Below are 14,456 nucleotides of genomic sequence, written 5' to 3' on the forward strand. Positions count from 1 at the left end.
GGATCATCGATCCGGGCTTTTTATCAAAGAGCGCCGCCCTCAGGCGTTGCTGTTATCCTCGACGGGCGCGTCGGGGCCGTTCTTCTTGATCGAGTCGATGGCGTTCTGAGCGCTGGCTTTGGTCTTGTAGCCTTCGGTCGAGAACATGACCTCGCTGTTATACTTGAAGCGAACGCGGTATTCGCCAGCCTTGTCTTTGTAGATTTCGAATTTGTGAGCCATCTTCTCCCTCGTACAAGTAGGAATCAACGCAACTAGCGTGTCAGTTGCAGCGTGACTTGACAAGGGTGCAGGCAAACAAGCGCCGAACACGTCGCCGACACTGGCCATTGCTTCGCCAGGAACGTCACCGTCACCCATTGCTGCGCCGCGCGCAGGAGGCCGAAGATGACCCAAACCCTTCAGAAAGACACACCGGGCCTGCAGGTGGAACTGCTGCATCACGTCAGCCTGCCTGTCCGCGACCTGGAGATATCCAGGCGCTTCTACGCAGAGGTGCTGTCATTGCGAGAGATCCCCCGGCCGGATTTCGCCTTTGCAGGCGCATGGTTTCAGGTCGCTGCAGGCCAGCTTCACCTAATCGTCCGGGCACCAGGTGTAGACCCCAAGGACGCCAGTCGTCCGGAACCGACCTACCGCCTGAAAAAAGGGATCGATACGCGAGACATACACTTCGCGGTGCGCGTGAAGAGCTTTTCCGCGGCGCTCACGCATCTGAACGACAGCGGCTATGGAGAGAACGCCGAAGGCAAGCTGAAGATACAGGTAAACAGGCCTTCAAAACATCGGGGCGCCGGCTTTCCGCAGATATACGTCCTTGACCCCGACGGGCACGTCATCGAGATCAACGCGCAGTCGGAAGATAGCTGAATGGGCCGGCAGTGAGTTTGATACAGTGTGGCTGGGGCGCCAGGATTCGAACCTGGGAATGCCGGTACCAAAAACCGGTGCCTTACCGCTTGGCGACGCCCCAACGGATGTGACGGGACGATATGTCCGCCAAATCGAGCGCCTGATTAGCAAAGCTCGCCGTCCGTCACAATCACTAAGTTGGCACCAAGTTGAATTTTAGGCGGATTTGTTTGGCCTTCGGGCAAAAGCCGCCGCAGGCCCGCGCGATACCTCACCCGATGTCCCTTCCCTTCCCCGTCTCCACCTCCTATGGTCCCGGCAAAATGGAGACGATCATGAGCCAGTTCCGTGCCCGCCCCCCTGCCGTTCCGAGCGTGCTGCTTGACGACGAGATGGTCAGGATCACCCGCTGGGATTTCGAGCCTGGCGCGGACACGGGCCATCATGTGCACGGCCTCGGCTATGTCGTCGTGCCGATGACCGACTGCCAGTTCCTGCTCGAGGAAGAAGCCGGCAGCCGCCGGGTCGATATCGCCAAAGGGGCTGCCTACCGTCGCGAGGCGGGCGTGGCGCACAATGTCGTCAATGCCGGCGCCCAGCCGATGTCGTTCATCGAGATCGAATACAAGTGAAGACCAGGAAGAGACGCATGCAGGGGCCAGACTTCGATCTCGATTTTAAGCCGGCCCATGGCGAGGCGGTGACCGTTGCCGACGACGTGCAGCGCATCACCGTCAACAATCCCGGCCCCTTCACCTTCCACGGCACCAACAGCTACATTGTCGGCAAGCGCTCCGTCGTCGTCATCGATCCCGGTCCTGACGACGAGGCGCATTTCCAGGCGCTGATGGCGGCCCTTGCCGGCCGTGACGTCACCCATATCGCCGTCAGCCATACGCATCGCGACCACTCGCCGCTCGCCCGTCGCCTCAAGGCTGCAACCGGCGCGCTGATCGTCGGCGAAGGTCCGCATCGCCCAGCCCGACCCTTGCATCAGGGCGAAACCAACCCCTTTGCCGAAAGCTCGGACATGGCGTTTGTTCCCGATGTCGCGCTTGCCGACGGCGGCCGGATCGAGGGCGACGGCTTCAGCCTGACGGGGCTCACCACACCGGGTCACACCGCCAACCACATGGCCTTCGCGCTCGACGGCACCGGCATCGTCTTTTCCGCCGATCATGTCATGGCCTGGGCAACGACCATCGTCGCGCCACCGGATGGCGCCATGGCCGACTACATGGCGTCGCTCGAAAAGCTGCTTGAGCGCGACGACCGCCTCTATTTGCCTGGTCACGGTGGCCCGGTCATAGAGCCCGCCTCGTTCCTTCGCGGCCTGCGCGCCCACCGCAAGATGCGCGAACGCGCGGTGCTCGAACGCATCCGCGCCGGCGACAGCCAGATCGTAGACATGGTCAAGGTCATCTATGCCTCCACCGACGTGCGGCTGCATGGCGCGGCGGCGCTCTCCGTTCTGGCGCATCTGGAAGATCTGATCGAACAGGGTCGGGTCGAGACGGATGGCGCACCGTCCCTCCTTGGCGCCTATCGGCTGGCACCCGGCGGAGCCGGCTGATGACGCAGCGAGAGGCCTACAGCTATCGCAGCGACGCCTCGGTGCCGGCCTTTGCCGACGACAGGCCGGTCGTCGTCTTCGATGGCGAATGCATCTTTTGCTCCGGATGGGTGCGTTTCCTGCTTCGCCATGATCGAAGCGCGCAATATCGCTACATCACCGCGCAGTCCCCACTCGGCCAGGCGCTCTATCGCCACTACGGGCTCGACATGCGCGATTTTGAAAGCAACATCCTGATCGAGAACGGCGTCGCGCGCTTCAAATCGGATGGGTCGATCCGCACGATCGCCCGGCTGGGCCTGCCTTGGTCGCTGATGAACATCTGCCGTGTGCTGCCTGCGCCCGTTCGCGACCGGCTTTATGATCTCGTCGCAAAGAACCGATACCGCATCGCCGGACGCCGCCAGGCCTGCCTGGTGCCGACCCCCGAGGAGCGTGGACGCTTCATCGCATGAAAGTCCGAGACGGGGTCCAACCGCAAAGCCTCTACCGACAGATCCTCGGCAGCGATTGGGATCGGCTGCCCGAGGCGATACGCGCACTGCATGACAGCGCCGAAGGGCGTACCACCTTTCGTGGACGCGCGACGGTCGAACGCGGCGGCTCGTTTTGGGCTCGCTTTGTCGCCTTAGTCTGCGGCTTCCCCATCGCCGGTCGGGATGTGCCGGTCGAGATCGACTTTGCCTGCGCCAATGGCCGGGAAGTCTGGACCCGACGCATCGGAGAAACGATCCTGCGCAGCTCGCAGGAGAGGGTCGAAAGACGGAAGGAACGCCTGCTTGCGGAGGACCTTGGACCGTTTCGCATTCTTTGCGCGCTCGAGCCCGCAGATAACCGTCTCCATCTTTCGGTGCGCGGCTGGTCGGTCCTAGGGCTTCCGTTGCCATTGATGCTTGCACCCGGCGGTCGGACATTCGAGGAAGACCGCGACGGTCTGTTCCACTTCCACGTCGAAGTCGATAGCCCGTTGACCGGCCTGATCGTGCGCTATCGCGGCTGGCTGGAACCCGCAAACGAACTGTCACCGCCAACCGGGCTTCGCCAGGCCGATCAGCACAGCGCCGCAGTGAACCGGTGAGTATCGATCAGTCGCCGGCGATGCCCAGCAGTTCGGCATCGAGCGCGCGCAGGAACTGGTCGGCGAAGGCCGCCCCCATGCCAAGGTCGTGCGGCCCGTAGCGCGAGGCGACGCGCAGGTCTACAAACGTCGTCTCGGCCTCCTCACGCAAGCGGATCAGCACGTCGAAGCGGAAGCCGGCGATCAGCGTGCGCCATTCGCCTTGGAGCACGACGTCGCTGGCACGGCGTCCCGTTATCGCCCCTTCAAGCGTCAGTTCGGGCCTCGCCGCCGGCACGGGCACGTTTTCCGGCTCGGCGTTGGCGTCCGCCCCGGCATTCGGCCGGACCGTCAGGTCTTCGAGATCGGCGCGGGCGTTTTCGACACCGAGTTCCTCGGTGACGCCGACGCGGGTTTGTTCGATGACATTGCGCACGCCCTGATAGACGCGGTCGAGCGCGCCATCGTAGCGCCGGCCGGTAAGCCCCGGATAGGCGAGGATCTGCGCTTCCCTGTCCTCAGGGGTGACCGCCTCTTTGCGTGTCAGCCAGCTCTTTTCCGTCTGCGGCACCTTGAGCCATGGCGGCGGCGTTACCGTATCGGTGCTGACATCGTAGATCGCAGGCCGGGTGAGATACTGCACGACGCCGAAGCCGATGAAGCCCAGCGCCGGCGCGGCGTAGACGAGCGCCGAAGCCGAGGCAAGGCCGCCGATTGCTGCGACCTGCCACAACCGGGCAAGACCGACGATGGCGAGCAGGACGCCGAGAAGTGCGAAAGCGCCGGCGAGACCGACAAGCGCCAGAAAGTGCGGCGTCGTCAGCGGCCCGAATCGATGCGCAAGCAGCGACAGCACGAAGAGCACGAAGGAAACGCGGGCGAAGCGGCGCGCCCAATTGGCGGCATAGGAATAGGGACGCTCGTACCGGACCATCATGTAGGTGAATCAATCCCCTGCCGCAAAACAGACCGCATTCTTAGACCATGCCCCGTGCCGTGGGAACAGGCAATGCGCCAGTCTAAGGACCACCGGCCCAACGCCTCGTGGCCCCCAAAAACCTTCGCCGCAAATTCGCCATTCTCCTTAACCACCTATCAGCACGTGGGAATATACCCGCAGCCAGGCGAGCGCCTGCGTGCGGAGTTTCAATCGGAGGCAACGGCCTGCGCGACATCATGTGACTACGCGCGGCAATCGACGGAGAACCGACATGGGCGTATCGCAGGCAGCCGTGGCTATCGCCACCCACACCGCTCTTCCGGCAGGCAACGGCGGCATCCCGATGGGGCTCATCGAGCTCGAACTCTCCCTCGACGGTTTTTCCGGAAACAACGACGATTTCACCAGCTTCGTCCGCACGGTCGCAGACAACGCCGGCGGCGAATTGCTGTTTGCCCTGCCCGGCTCGGACCTCATCGAGGACTGCCGCAGCATTGCGGTGCTCCGTCTGGGCGAAATAGAAGGCAGCGCTTCGATCCTGTTTGCCTGCCTCGACGAAAAGGGGTCTACGGTGCGTATCGAGCGTCCGAGCGAAGACACGCGTGACCTTACGCGCTTCGCCGAATCCTTTGTCGGCGTGCTTGAGCGCATGTAGTTGCACGACACGACAACCGCATAATCGACCGCGTCGCCCGTCGTACCAGACGCGCGAACACAGCCCATGCGCTTTGATTTTCTTCCCGCCTTTAAGGCCACCCACCCGCAGGTCCGGAACCGCGTTCGGGAATGGGCGGGTTTGCTTGCACCGCAGACGCGCGGATGAGCGGACGGCCGTAGCGCGAACCCATTCATTCGCACACAACCAGGACCTGCCACAGATTTGACGCCGTTCACTTCGAATTTCGATACAACTCCCTATATTGATTATGATTCGAGGAGTTGAGCGGCATGCTGCTCGATTGCTCACGACGTGACGCGCCGGTCCGAGCTTACGCCAGCCGGTTGCGCGCAGGAGGCGCGAAGACCATGACCACCCGATTGACCATCCTTGTCGCCGCTGCCCTGCTCCTGACGGCGTGCCAGACGATGACGCCCGAGGAGCGGCGCGCCGCCGACGGCAATACGTGCGCGTCCTACGGCTTTCGCCGCGGCACGGACGCTTTCGCCACCTGCCTGCAGCGCATCGAGCTCGACAGGCGCGCTGAATCACGCGCCTTCCGCTACCAGAACGACATGATGATGTGGGGCTGGGACCGGCCGGTCATCGTTTCGCGACCGGTCATCGTTCAAGCCAACTAGAGCGCGTGCAGTCAACGGAGCGCCCACGGGACGCCCCAGCACTTTACCGCCATCCAGTGCCGTGGCAGCGCCGCATGAACGGCACCGGCGACTGGACGGTCATCCCTTGCCGTTGATCGCCGCCTGCGCCGCGGCAAGCCGGGCAATCGGCACACGGAAAGGCGAACAGGACACATAGTCCAGTCCGGCGTCCTCGCAGAAGCGTATCGAGACAGGGTCACCGCCGTGCTCGCCGCAGATGCCGAGCTTCAGGCCGTTCTTGGTGCGCCGGCCACGCTCGGCAGCAATCTGGATCAGTTCGCCAACGCCGTCGAAATCGAGCGAGACAAAGGGATCCTGCTCGATGATGCCCTTTTGCTGGTATGTCGCCAGGAACTGCGATGCGTCGTCGCGCGAGATCCCGAAGGTGGTCTGCGTCAGGTCATTTGTGCCGAAGGAGAAGAAGTCCGCCGCTTCGGCGATGACGTGCGCGCGCAGTGCCGCGCGCGGCAGCTCGATCATCGTGCCGACGAGATAGTCGATGCCGACGCCGGATTCACCGATCACCTCTTTGGCCACGGCATCGATGCGTGCCTTGACGTAGTCGAGTTCGGCGCGCAGGCCGACGAGTGGCACCATGATCTCGGGAACGACCGCAGCGCCGGTTTCGTGCGCGGCCTCGACGGCAGCCTCGAAGATTGCCCGGGCCTGCATCTCTGCGATCTCAGGATAGGAAATTGCCAGCCGGCAGCCACGATGGCCTAGCATCGGGTTGAATTCGTGCAGTTCATCGACACGCTGGCGCAACTCCGCTGCATCGAGTGAAAGCGCGCCGGCGACATCGGCGATTTCCTCGTCGGTCTTCGGCAGGAACTCGTGCAGCGGCGGGTCGAGCAGACGGATTGTCACCGGCAAGCCGTGCATGATCGAGAACAGCTCGACAAAATCCGATCGCTGCATTGGCAAAAGCTTGGCCAGTGCCGACCGGCGGCCGTCCTCGTCGTCCGCGAGGATCATTTCGCGCATGACGTTGATGCGGTCATCCTCGAAGAACATGTGCTCGGTGCGGCAGAGACCGATGCCCTCGGCACCAAACGAGCGCGCCGCGCGGGCGTCGGCAGGGGTTTCGGCGTTGGTCCTGACGGTCATGCGGCGGCTGGCGTCGGCCCAGGCCATGATCTTGCCGAAATCGCCGGAAAGCTCGGGCTGCAGCATGGCGATCGCCCCCTTCAGCACTTGCCCGGACGAACCGTCGATGGTGATGATGTCGCCCTTCTTCAGCGTCACGCCACCGGCCGTCATCAGCTCGTTGCGAAGGTCGACGCGGATGCTGCCGGCGCCGGATACGCAAGGGGTGCCCATGCCGCGGGCAACGACCGCCGCGTGGCTGGTCATGCCGCCGCGGGTCGTCAGAATGCCTTCGGCGGCATGCATGCCGTGAATGTCCTCAGGGCTTGTTTCGATACGCACGAGGATGACCTTGCGGCCCTCCTTGTCGGCCTGCACCGCTTCCTCGGAGGTAAAGACGATCTCGCCGGTGGCAGCCCCCGGCGAGGCCGGAAGCCCGGAACCGATGATGTCGCGCCGGGCGTGCGGGTCGATGGTCGGGTGCAGCAACTGGTCGAGCGAGGCCGGATCGATGCGGGCGACGGCTTCCTCTTCGGAAATCAGGCCCTCCTGCGCCATATCAACCGCAATCTTCAGCGCCGCCTTGGCGGTGCGCTTGCCAGAGCGCGTCTGCAGCATCCAGAGCGTGCCGCGTTCGATGGTAAATTCGAGATCCTGCATATCGCGGTAGTGGCGCTCCAGCGTGTCGCAGATCGAGCGGAACTCCGCGAAGGCTTCCGGCATCAGCTTTTCGAGCGACGGCTTGTCCGAGCCGGACCCGATACGGGCAGCTTCCGTGATGTTTTGCGGCGTACGAATACCGGCAACCACGTCTTCCCCTTGCGCGTTGACAAGGAACTCGCCGTAAAGCTCGCTTTCGCCCGTTGACGGATTGCGGGTGAAGGCGACACCCGTTGCCGAGGCGTTGCCGAGGTTTCCGAAAACCATCGCCTGAACATTGACAGCGGTTCCCCACGCGGCAGGTATGGCGTGCAGGTGACGATAGGTGATCGCCCGCGGGTTCATCCAGCTCGAAAAGACGGCGCCGATCGCGCCCCAAAGCTGAACTTCGGGATCCTGCGGAAAGGGTTCGCCGAGCGCCTCCTCGATCGCCTCCTTGTAGCGGGCAATGACGTGCTGCCATTCGACCGCGGAAAGCTCGGTATCCTGCTCGTGCCCAAGCCGAGCCTTCTCGTCCTCCAGGATTTCCTCAAAGACGTCGTGGTCGACGCCCATGACGACATCCCCATACATCTGGATGAAGCGACGGTAGCTGTCCCAGGCAAAGCGCGCATCACCCGCATCATGCCCGAGCGCGTGCACCGACTGGTCGTTGAGGCCGAGGTTCAACACCGTGTCCATCATGCCCGGCATCGAGGCGCGAGCGCCCGAGCGAACGGAGAGCAGCAGAGGATGCGCCGTGTCGCCGAAGACGCGGCCAGTCACCTCTTCCATCCGGTTGATACCCTCGCGCACCTGGTCGCGCAGGCCCTCCGGCATCTGCCTGTCATTGTCGAAAAAGCTGTTGCAGGCATCGGTTATGATCGTCAGGCCAGGCGGCACCGGCAAGCCGAGGTTGCACATCTCGGCAAGGTTTGCGCCCTTGCCACCCAGCCGCTCGCGATCACCTGCACGTCCCTCGGCCTTGCCCCCACCGAAGGTGTAAACCCATTTCGTCATGCCTGCTCTCCACCCAGAAACAGTCTTTTGTGACGATTTACAGTATATGCTTCAGGCTGAAAATGCACCCAGCGAAGATTTATGCTGCACCGCATCATTTTCTGTAACAAAGCAACACATTCCCACCACCGACGACGGCCGAGCACAGCCGACGTGCGGCGCACGGTCTTGTCCCGCCAATCGCAAACGCACGCCATTGCCGTATACATCGCAATTATCTAATATATATGCGCGCGATGGGGACACATCCGAGAATATCCCGTCATGGCAATCCGTTTCAGTCTTAGGGCTCGGAGGGTCGGTCATGAAATGGCGTGCAAAACTGCTGTTCCTGGTTCTCTCGGTTGCGACGGTCCTTTTCGCGGCAGGCAGTGTTCTTGCGGAAGGCAGCGGCAAGCGGCTGGCGCTGATCGTCGGCATGAGCAACTACGCTCTCGCCGGAACTTTGCCCAATGCGGCGCGCGATGCCGAGGCGTTCGATGCCTTTCTGAGAGGCCAGGGGTTTGAGACGAGCCTTGTCCTCAACGCCGACCGCCGCGGTCTCGCCGGTGCACTCTCAAGCTTTTCGCGCAAGGTCGGGCCTGACGACGTCGCGCTGTTTTATTACGCCGGACACGGCATGCAGCTTCACGGCGAGAATTTTCTGATCGGGACGGACGCCAAGCTTGAAAGCGAATTCGACGTTCCTGCAGAAACCGTGGCGTTGTCAGAGATCATCAACGCGCTCGAAAAGCGCGCCCGGATATCGATGGTCTTCCTTGACGCCTGCCGCAACAATCCGCTCGCGGAGAAACTCACACGCGAAGTGGAAGGCGCCACCCGTGGCGCTGCGACCCGTGGCCTGGCGCCGATCGAGACGCAGAGCGGCGGCACGCTCGTCGCCTTTGCCGCGGCACCCGGACAAGTCGCCGCCGACGGCACCGACGGGCACTCGCCGTTCACCCGGGCGCTGATCGCCAACCTCTCGGGCGCTGGCCTCGAGGTCGGCACAGCGTTCAAGCGGGTCGTACGCGACGTGCGCAAGGAAACGCAGGGCAAGCAGCAACCGCAGATCCTGTCTTCGCTATCGCTGGAGTTCTATTTCGGACCTGAGACGGCAGTACCACAGGTTCCGGCTGTACAGACGGCCGTGCCCCAGACACCGGCCGTGCAGGCGGTCCAGCCCGCACTCGCCGTTCCAGCCATCGACCCGGAAGCGCTTCAGGCGGAAAAGGACTTCAAGAAGGCGCTTAAGATCGGAACGGCGCGCGTCTGGCACTTCTTCGTCGAAAAGCATCGCACCGGTGAGTATGCTGACCTCGGGCGCCAGGCGCTGGCGCAGATCGAACCTGCCGCCGTGCGCAACGAAACCCATTTGCCGCAATCCGTCGAAGCGCGGCTACTGTCGGGAAAAGACACGCGGCGAAACGTTCAGCTCGCCCTTGCCGCCAGAGGGTTTGCGGCGGGCACCGCCGACGGCGTCTTCGGCGGACAGACACGGGAAGCGATCAAGCTCTTCCAGAGCAGCAACAACCAACCCGCGAACGGTTTCATCACCGAGCGCACGGCAGCAGCCCTTGGCATAAAGGTCAACGAGCGTGCGGAGGGCATCTACAGCTCGCCAAAGGCCCGCCGCTATGACGTTGCCAATCTCGAAGGTCTCGAAACCGATCAAACCGTTCTTCGGGCGCTGACCTGCCTGCGTCACTTCGAGACCGTGTACGGCATGTTCGGCGGGCACCTCTATGTCGCCGTGCGGACCGGCACGATCCTGGCTGTCTATGCGCGCGGGATCGCCGGTGGTTGCGGCGCGCACCTGGCGTCGATTTCTTCCCAGGAGGAGAACGCGTTCGTCGCATCGCTGTTCAACGCCGACCAGAGCTTCTTCCAGAGCGGCTACGACCCCTCGGGCAATGTCAGCTACAAGATGGGGCCCTGGATCGGCCTGACGCAGGACCCGCAGGGCAAGGAGCCGAAGGGCGGCTGGCACTGGGACAACGGTGCCCCCATGACCTACACGAAATGGTTCCAGGACATGCCGAACGAAAACAGGAAGGGCGACGACATCGGCATGTACTACGCCCATCGCAACGGCAAGGTCGATACGAAGTCTGTCTACGTCGATACCTGGGACGACATGGGATCAACGGATGGAACGGGTGGTCTCATCCTCGAATTCGAGTGACCGCGCGGGCAACGGTACGCCTTTACGGCTGCACCAATCACAAGCAGGAGGCAAGGTCATGAATTGGCATCAGAAGCTGCTGTGCTTGGCCCTTTGCGTTCTGATCGTGCCGTTCACCGCGGGGCATTCTTCCGCCGAAGCAAGCGGCAAAAGGCTGGCGCTCGTCATCGGCATGACCAACTACGTCCTCGCCGGAACTTTGCCCAATGCGGCGCGCGATGCCGAGGCGTTCGACGCCTTTCTGAGGGGCCAGGGGTTTGAGACGAGCCTTGTGCTCAACGCCGACCGCCGCGGCCTCGCCGGTGCGCTCTCAAGCTTTTCGCGCAAGATCGGACCTGACGACGTCGCCCTGTTTTACTATGCCGGACACGGCATGCAGCTGCACGGCGAGAATTTCCTGATCGGGACGGATGCGAAGCTCGAAAGCGAATTCGACGTGCCGGCGGAGACGGTGGCGCTCTCCGAGATCATCAGCGCGCTCGAAAAGCGCGCCCGGATATCGATGGTCTTCCTTGATGCCTGCCGCAACAATCCGCTCGCGGAGAAACTCACACGCGAAGTGGAAGGCGCCACCCGTGGCGCTGCGACCCGGGGACTTGCTCCGATCGAGACGCAGAGCGGCGGAACGCTCGTCGCCTTTGCCGCAGCCCCCGGTCAGGTCGCCGCCGACGGCACCGACGGCCACTCGCCGTTCACCCGGGCGCTGATCGCCAATCTATCCGATGCTGGCCTCGAGGTCGGCACAGCGTTCAAGCGGGTCGTGCGCGACGTGCGCAAGGAAACGAAGGGCAAGCAGCAGCCGCAGATCCTGTCCTCCCTGTCGCTAGAGTTCTATTTTGGGCCGGAAACGGCAGCGCCGCAGATCCAGGCGGTCCAGCCCGCCGTCGCGGTACCGGCCATGGACCCGGAAGCACTCGCGGCCGAAGCTGATTTCAAGAAAGCGCTGAGGGTGGGCACGGCCCGCATCTGGCGCTTCTTCGTCGAAAAGCACCGCAAGGGCGAATATGCTCAACTCGCACGCCAGATGCTTGCGCAGATGGAGCCGGTTTCTCGCAGCCAGAGCACGACGGGGCAGGCGATCGAAGACCGAATGCTGCCCAACAAGGACGCACGCAAAAATGTCCAGCTGGCACTTGCCGCAAAGGGGCTCGAGATCGGCGCAGCGGATGGTGTTTTCGGCGAACAGACACGTGCTGCGATCCGGCTGTACCAGAGCCAGAATCGGCAGCCGATCAGCGGCTTCATCGGCGAGCTCACGGCCAAAACGCTCGGCATCGCCGTTTCGCAGAGCGTCGACGGCATCTACAGCGCCACCAAGCCACGCGAGTACAATATCGACGACCTGAAAGGACTGGAGACCGACGAGCGCGTTCTGAAGGCTGTCAATTGCCTAACGCACTACCGCATGGTCTATGGTGTGTTTCAGGGGCATCTCTACGTTGCCGTCCAGTCGCCCGTTTATCTGCCCGTTTCCACCGCGCAATTCTGGACCAAACTCTGCGGAGCCCACCTGGCGGCGATCACGTCGGAGGCCGAGAACGAATTCGTCGCCTCGCTCTTCAATTCGGACGCGAGCTTCTTCAACGTCGGCTTCGATCCGCGAAGCCGCGTCACCTACAAGATGGGGCCATGGATCGGCCTCGTTCAGTCTCCTCAGGGCAAGGAGCCGCGCGGCGGCTGGAGTTGGGACGACGGCGAACCCATGGTCTATTCGAAGTGGTTCGCCAACATGCCGAACGAAGACAAGAAGGGCGACGACGTCGGAATGTACTTTGCCCATCGAGAGGGCAAGGTCGACGTAGGATCGTTGCGAGTTACGACCTGGGACGATATGGCGCCGCTGGACGGCACAAGCAGCTTTGTTCTCGAATTCGAGTGACGACCCCCACAGCACCAATTCGCTAGGGTTGTGGGCTCGGAGGGCTGGACATGAAGTGGCGTCAAAATCTGCTGTCTGTGATCTTCGTGGCCCTGCTCTTTCAGTTTGCCGCCGGCCACGCGCTTGCCGACGATGGAAAGCGCGTGGCGCTGATCGTTGGCATGTCGGATTACGTCGCCGCAGGTGTGCTGCCAAATGCCGTGCGTGACGCCGAGGCGTTCGATGCCTTCCTCAAGGTACAGGGCTTTGAAACCGATCTTGTGCTCAACGCCAATCGCAGCGGCCTTGCCGAGGCGCTTGCGCGGTTCTCACGCAAGATAAGGCCTGACGATGTCGCACTGTTTTATTATGCCGGGCACGGCATGCAGCTGCACGGTGACAACTTCCTTGTCGGAACGGATGCGAAGCTCGAAAGCGAGTTCGACGTGCCCGGCGAGACCATGGCGCTCACCGAGATCGTCAATGCGCTGGAGAAGCGCGCGAGGATCTCGCTCGTCTTCCTCGACGCCTGCCGCAACAATCCGCTGGCGGACCGGCTCAACCGCGAAGTCGAGGGTGCCACCCGCGGTGCTGCGACGAGAGGGCTGGCTCCGATCGAGACCCGGGGTGCCGGTACGCTCGTCGCCTTTGCCGCCGCACCCGGCCAGGTCGCGGCCGACGGCACCGACGGGCATTCGCCCTTTACCCGCGCGCTGATCGCCAATCTCTCAGGTGCCGGTCTGGAGGTCGGCACCGCGTTCAAGCGCGTCGTTCGCGACGTGCGGAAGGAGACCGACGACAAGCAGCAACCACAGATCCTGTCCTCACTGTCGCTCGAGTTCTATTTTGGGCCTGATGGTCCCGCGAGCGTGCCACAGACCGCAGTGTCCAGCCCCACCACCGGCACGAAGGCGGAGACGACGGAGGTGGACTTCCGGAAGGCTTTAGCGATCAACACGGCCCGTATTTGGCGCCTGTACCTGGCCAAGTATCCCCGCGGAGAGTATGCGCAACTCGCCCATCAGGCATTGACGCAGTTTGAGAGTTTACTGGGAAGCACTCAGCAACAGGCGGAAACGATCGAGAACCGATTACTTGGCACCAAGGAGATGCGTCGCAACGCACAACTCGCACTTGCTGCGAATGGCCTGCAGATTGGCGTGCCGGACGGAGTTCTCGGCGAGCAGACCCGAGCCGCCATCCGTCAGTTTCAAACCCGAAATCTAGAACCGATTACCGGCTTCATCGGGGAACGTACTGCCAAAGCCCTCGGCCTTCCAATGACCGAAAGTACCGAAGGCATCTACAGCGCCCAAAAGCCCCGGACATACGCCCTAGCAAATCTGATCGGACTGGAGACCGATCAGCGCGTCTTGAAAGCTGTGACGTGCCTTTCGGACTATGAAATAGTCTATGGCGGCTACCGGGGACATCTCTACGTGGCGGCGCGTTCCAATACTTACGTCTTCGTTACAACAGCACAAAAGGTCGCCAATGGTTGCGGCGCGCATCTCGCCACCATCGGCTCCAATGAAGAGAACGAGTTTGTCGCCTCACTGTTCAACGGTGACGAAACGTTCTTCAACAGCGGCTATGATCCCGGAGACAATGCGACCTTCAAGGTGGGGCCATGGCTTGGCCTGGCGCAGGCGCCAGGGGGTCGCGAACCACGCGGAGGTTGGGGTTGGGTCACCGGCGAGCCGCTGACGTTTACAAAATGGTTCAGAGACCAGCCGAACGAGGGTCAGAAAAATGACGACGTCGGCCTCTACTACGCACAACGTCAGGGCAGAGTCGATGTCAACTCACTACCCGTAACGACGTGGGACGATACGGGGCAACTCAACTCGACACTGAGTTTCATCGTCGAGTTCGAGTAGTCACGTCACACGTGCGTGCACGGCCTCGCCGCAGTTGCCAAGGGCTAGTCCGCGCACCGGGCGAAGG

Annotated in this window: 13 protein-coding genes and 1 tRNA gene; 10 read left to right on the top strand and 4 right to left on the bottom strand. The window is 62.6% G+C overall.

The features are described from left to right. Window positions 1-39: 39 nt before the first annotated feature. Window positions 40-222, bottom strand: coding sequence for a YegP family protein (locus VGO04_RS13395; RefSeq protein ID WP_327496439.1), 183 nt, complete (start codon window positions 220-222; stop codon window positions 40-42). 165 nt (window positions 223-387) lie between these two features. On the opposite strand from VGO04_RS13395, the gene VGO04_RS13400 reads away from it, so the two are divergent. Next, window positions 388-870, top strand: a complete 483-nt coding sequence (locus tag VGO04_RS13400; RefSeq protein ID WP_327496440.1) for a VOC family protein — start codon at window positions 388-390, stop codon at window positions 868-870. A 28-nt stretch (window positions 871-898) separates the two neighbouring features. Here VGO04_RS13400 and VGO04_RS13405 read toward each other — a convergent pair. After that, a tRNA-Gln gene (locus tag VGO04_RS13405) sits at window positions 899-973 on the bottom strand. A gap of 214 nt (window positions 974-1,187) precedes the next feature. Between VGO04_RS13405 and VGO04_RS13410 the strand changes: the two genes are divergently transcribed. Genes VGO04_RS13410 through VGO04_RS13425 form a run of 4 tightly spaced genes read left to right on the top strand, consistent with a single transcriptional unit; the run spans window position 1,188 to window position 3,503 of the window. After that, window positions 1,188-1,484, top strand: a complete 297-nt coding sequence (locus VGO04_RS13410; protein ID WP_327496441.1) for a cupin domain-containing protein — start codon at window positions 1,188-1,190, stop codon at window positions 1,482-1,484. Between the two features lie 17 nt (window positions 1,485-1,501). Beyond that, the gene (locus VGO04_RS13415; protein ID WP_327496442.1) at window positions 1,502-2,425 is read left to right on the top strand and encodes an MBL fold metallo-hydrolase; all 924 of its coding nucleotides are present in this window, start codon (window positions 1,502-1,504) and stop codon (window positions 2,423-2,425) included. Continuing rightward, window positions 2,425-2,880 (top strand): thiol-disulfide oxidoreductase DCC family protein, encoded by a 456-nt coding sequence (locus VGO04_RS13420; RefSeq protein ID WP_327496443.1) that lies wholly within the window; start codon window positions 2,425-2,427, stop codon window positions 2,878-2,880. Before VGO04_RS13415 ends, VGO04_RS13420 begins: the two co-directional genes overlap by 1 nt. Continuing rightward, on the top strand, window positions 2,877-3,503 hold the full coding sequence (locus tag VGO04_RS13425) for a DUF4166 domain-containing protein (protein ID WP_327496444.1): 627 nt from the start codon (window positions 2,877-2,879) through the stop codon (window positions 3,501-3,503). Before VGO04_RS13420 ends, VGO04_RS13425 begins: the two co-directional genes overlap by 4 nt. A 7-nt stretch (window positions 3,504-3,510) precedes the next feature. Here the strand turns inward: VGO04_RS13425 and VGO04_RS13430 are convergent, their stop codons facing one another. Continuing rightward, complete coding sequence (locus VGO04_RS13430; RefSeq protein WP_327496445.1) at window positions 3,511-4,419, bottom strand: DUF1499 domain-containing protein; 909 nt, start codon at window positions 4,417-4,419, stop codon at window positions 3,511-3,513. A 274-nt stretch (window positions 4,420-4,693) separates the two neighbouring features. Here VGO04_RS13430 and VGO04_RS13435 point away from each other — a divergent pair, with 274 nt between their 5' ends. Both VGO04_RS13435 and VGO04_RS13440 read left to right on the top strand, forming a co-directional pair. Continuing rightward, complete coding sequence (locus tag VGO04_RS13435; protein ID WP_327496446.1) at window positions 4,694-5,077, top strand: hypothetical protein; 384 nt, start codon at window positions 4,694-4,696, stop codon at window positions 5,075-5,077. A gap of 371 nt (window positions 5,078-5,448) precedes the next feature. Continuing rightward, complete coding sequence (locus tag VGO04_RS13440) at window positions 5,449-5,721, top strand: hypothetical protein (RefSeq protein WP_327496447.1); 273 nt, start codon at window positions 5,449-5,451, stop codon at window positions 5,719-5,721. Window positions 5,722-5,820: 99 nt separating this feature from the next. Here VGO04_RS13440 and ppdK read toward each other — a convergent pair whose 3' ends face one another. Further along, a complete protein-coding gene (gene ppdK / locus VGO04_RS13445) occupies window positions 5,821-8,487 on the bottom strand; it encodes a pyruvate, phosphate dikinase (RefSeq protein ID WP_327496448.1) in 2,667 nt (888 codons plus the stop codon). 304 nt (window positions 8,488-8,791) lie between these two features. Here ppdK and VGO04_RS13450 point away from each other — a divergent pair, with 304 nt between their 5' ends. Genes VGO04_RS13450 through VGO04_RS13460 form a run of 3 tightly spaced genes read left to right on the top strand, consistent with a single transcriptional unit; the run spans window position 8,792 to window position 14,389 of the window. After that, on the top strand, window positions 8,792-10,651 hold the full coding sequence (locus VGO04_RS13450) for a caspase family protein (protein ID WP_327496449.1): 1,860 nt from the start codon (window positions 8,792-8,794) through the stop codon (window positions 10,649-10,651). A 58-nt stretch (window positions 10,652-10,709) separates the two neighbouring features. Then, window positions 10,710-12,530: a caspase family protein gene (locus VGO04_RS13455; protein WP_327496450.1), complete on the top strand. Its 1,821-nt coding sequence runs from the start codon at window positions 10,710-10,712 to the stop codon at window positions 12,528-12,530. A 50-nt stretch (window positions 12,531-12,580) separates the two neighbouring features. After that, on the top strand, window positions 12,581-14,389 hold the full coding sequence (locus VGO04_RS13460; RefSeq protein ID WP_327496451.1) for a caspase family protein: 1,809 nt from the start codon (window positions 12,581-12,583) through the stop codon (window positions 14,387-14,389). The last annotated feature ends 67 nt before the right edge of the window (window positions 14,390-14,456 follow it).

It is taken from the genome of Ensifer sp. (genome assembly GCF_035999185.1).
In the GTDB taxonomy this organism is placed as follows: Bacteria; Pseudomonadota; Alphaproteobacteria; order Rhizobiales; family Rhizobiaceae; genus Ensifer.

Coding starts and splice junctions, on each gene's coding strand:
- VGO04_RS13395 (WP_327496439.1), bottom strand. CDS start 222: ATGGCTCACAAATTCGAAATCTACAAAGACAAGGCTGGCGAATACCGC.
- VGO04_RS13400 (WP_327496440.1), top strand. CDS start 388: ATGACCCAAACCCTTCAGAAAGACACACCGGGCCTGCAGGTGGAACTG.
- VGO04_RS13410 (WP_327496441.1), top strand. CDS start 1,188: ATGAGCCAGTTCCGTGCCCGCCCCCCTGCCGTTCCGAGCGTGCTGCTT.
- VGO04_RS13415 (WP_327496442.1), top strand. CDS start 1,502: ATGCAGGGGCCAGACTTCGATCTCGATTTTAAGCCGGCCCATGGCGAG.
- VGO04_RS13420 (WP_327496443.1), top strand. CDS start 2,425: ATGACGCAGCGAGAGGCCTACAGCTATCGCAGCGACGCCTCGGTGCCG.
- VGO04_RS13425 (WP_327496444.1), top strand. CDS start 2,877: ATGAAAGTCCGAGACGGGGTCCAACCGCAAAGCCTCTACCGACAGATC.
- VGO04_RS13430 (WP_327496445.1), bottom strand. CDS start 4,419: ATGATGGTCCGGTACGAGCGTCCCTATTCCTATGCCGCCAATTGGGCG.
- VGO04_RS13435 (WP_327496446.1), top strand. CDS start 4,694: ATGGGCGTATCGCAGGCAGCCGTGGCTATCGCCACCCACACCGCTCTT.
- VGO04_RS13440 (WP_327496447.1), top strand. CDS start 5,449: ATGACCACCCGATTGACCATCCTTGTCGCCGCTGCCCTGCTCCTGACG.
- ppdK (WP_327496448.1), bottom strand. CDS start 8,487: ATGACGAAATGGGTTTACACCTTCGGTGGGGGCAAGGCCGAGGGACGT.
- VGO04_RS13450 (WP_327496449.1), top strand. CDS start 8,792: ATGAAATGGCGTGCAAAACTGCTGTTCCTGGTTCTCTCGGTTGCGACG.
- VGO04_RS13455 (WP_327496450.1), top strand. CDS start 10,710: ATGAATTGGCATCAGAAGCTGCTGTGCTTGGCCCTTTGCGTTCTGATC.
- VGO04_RS13460 (WP_327496451.1), top strand. CDS start 12,581: ATGAAGTGGCGTCAAAATCTGCTGTCTGTGATCTTCGTGGCCCTGCTC.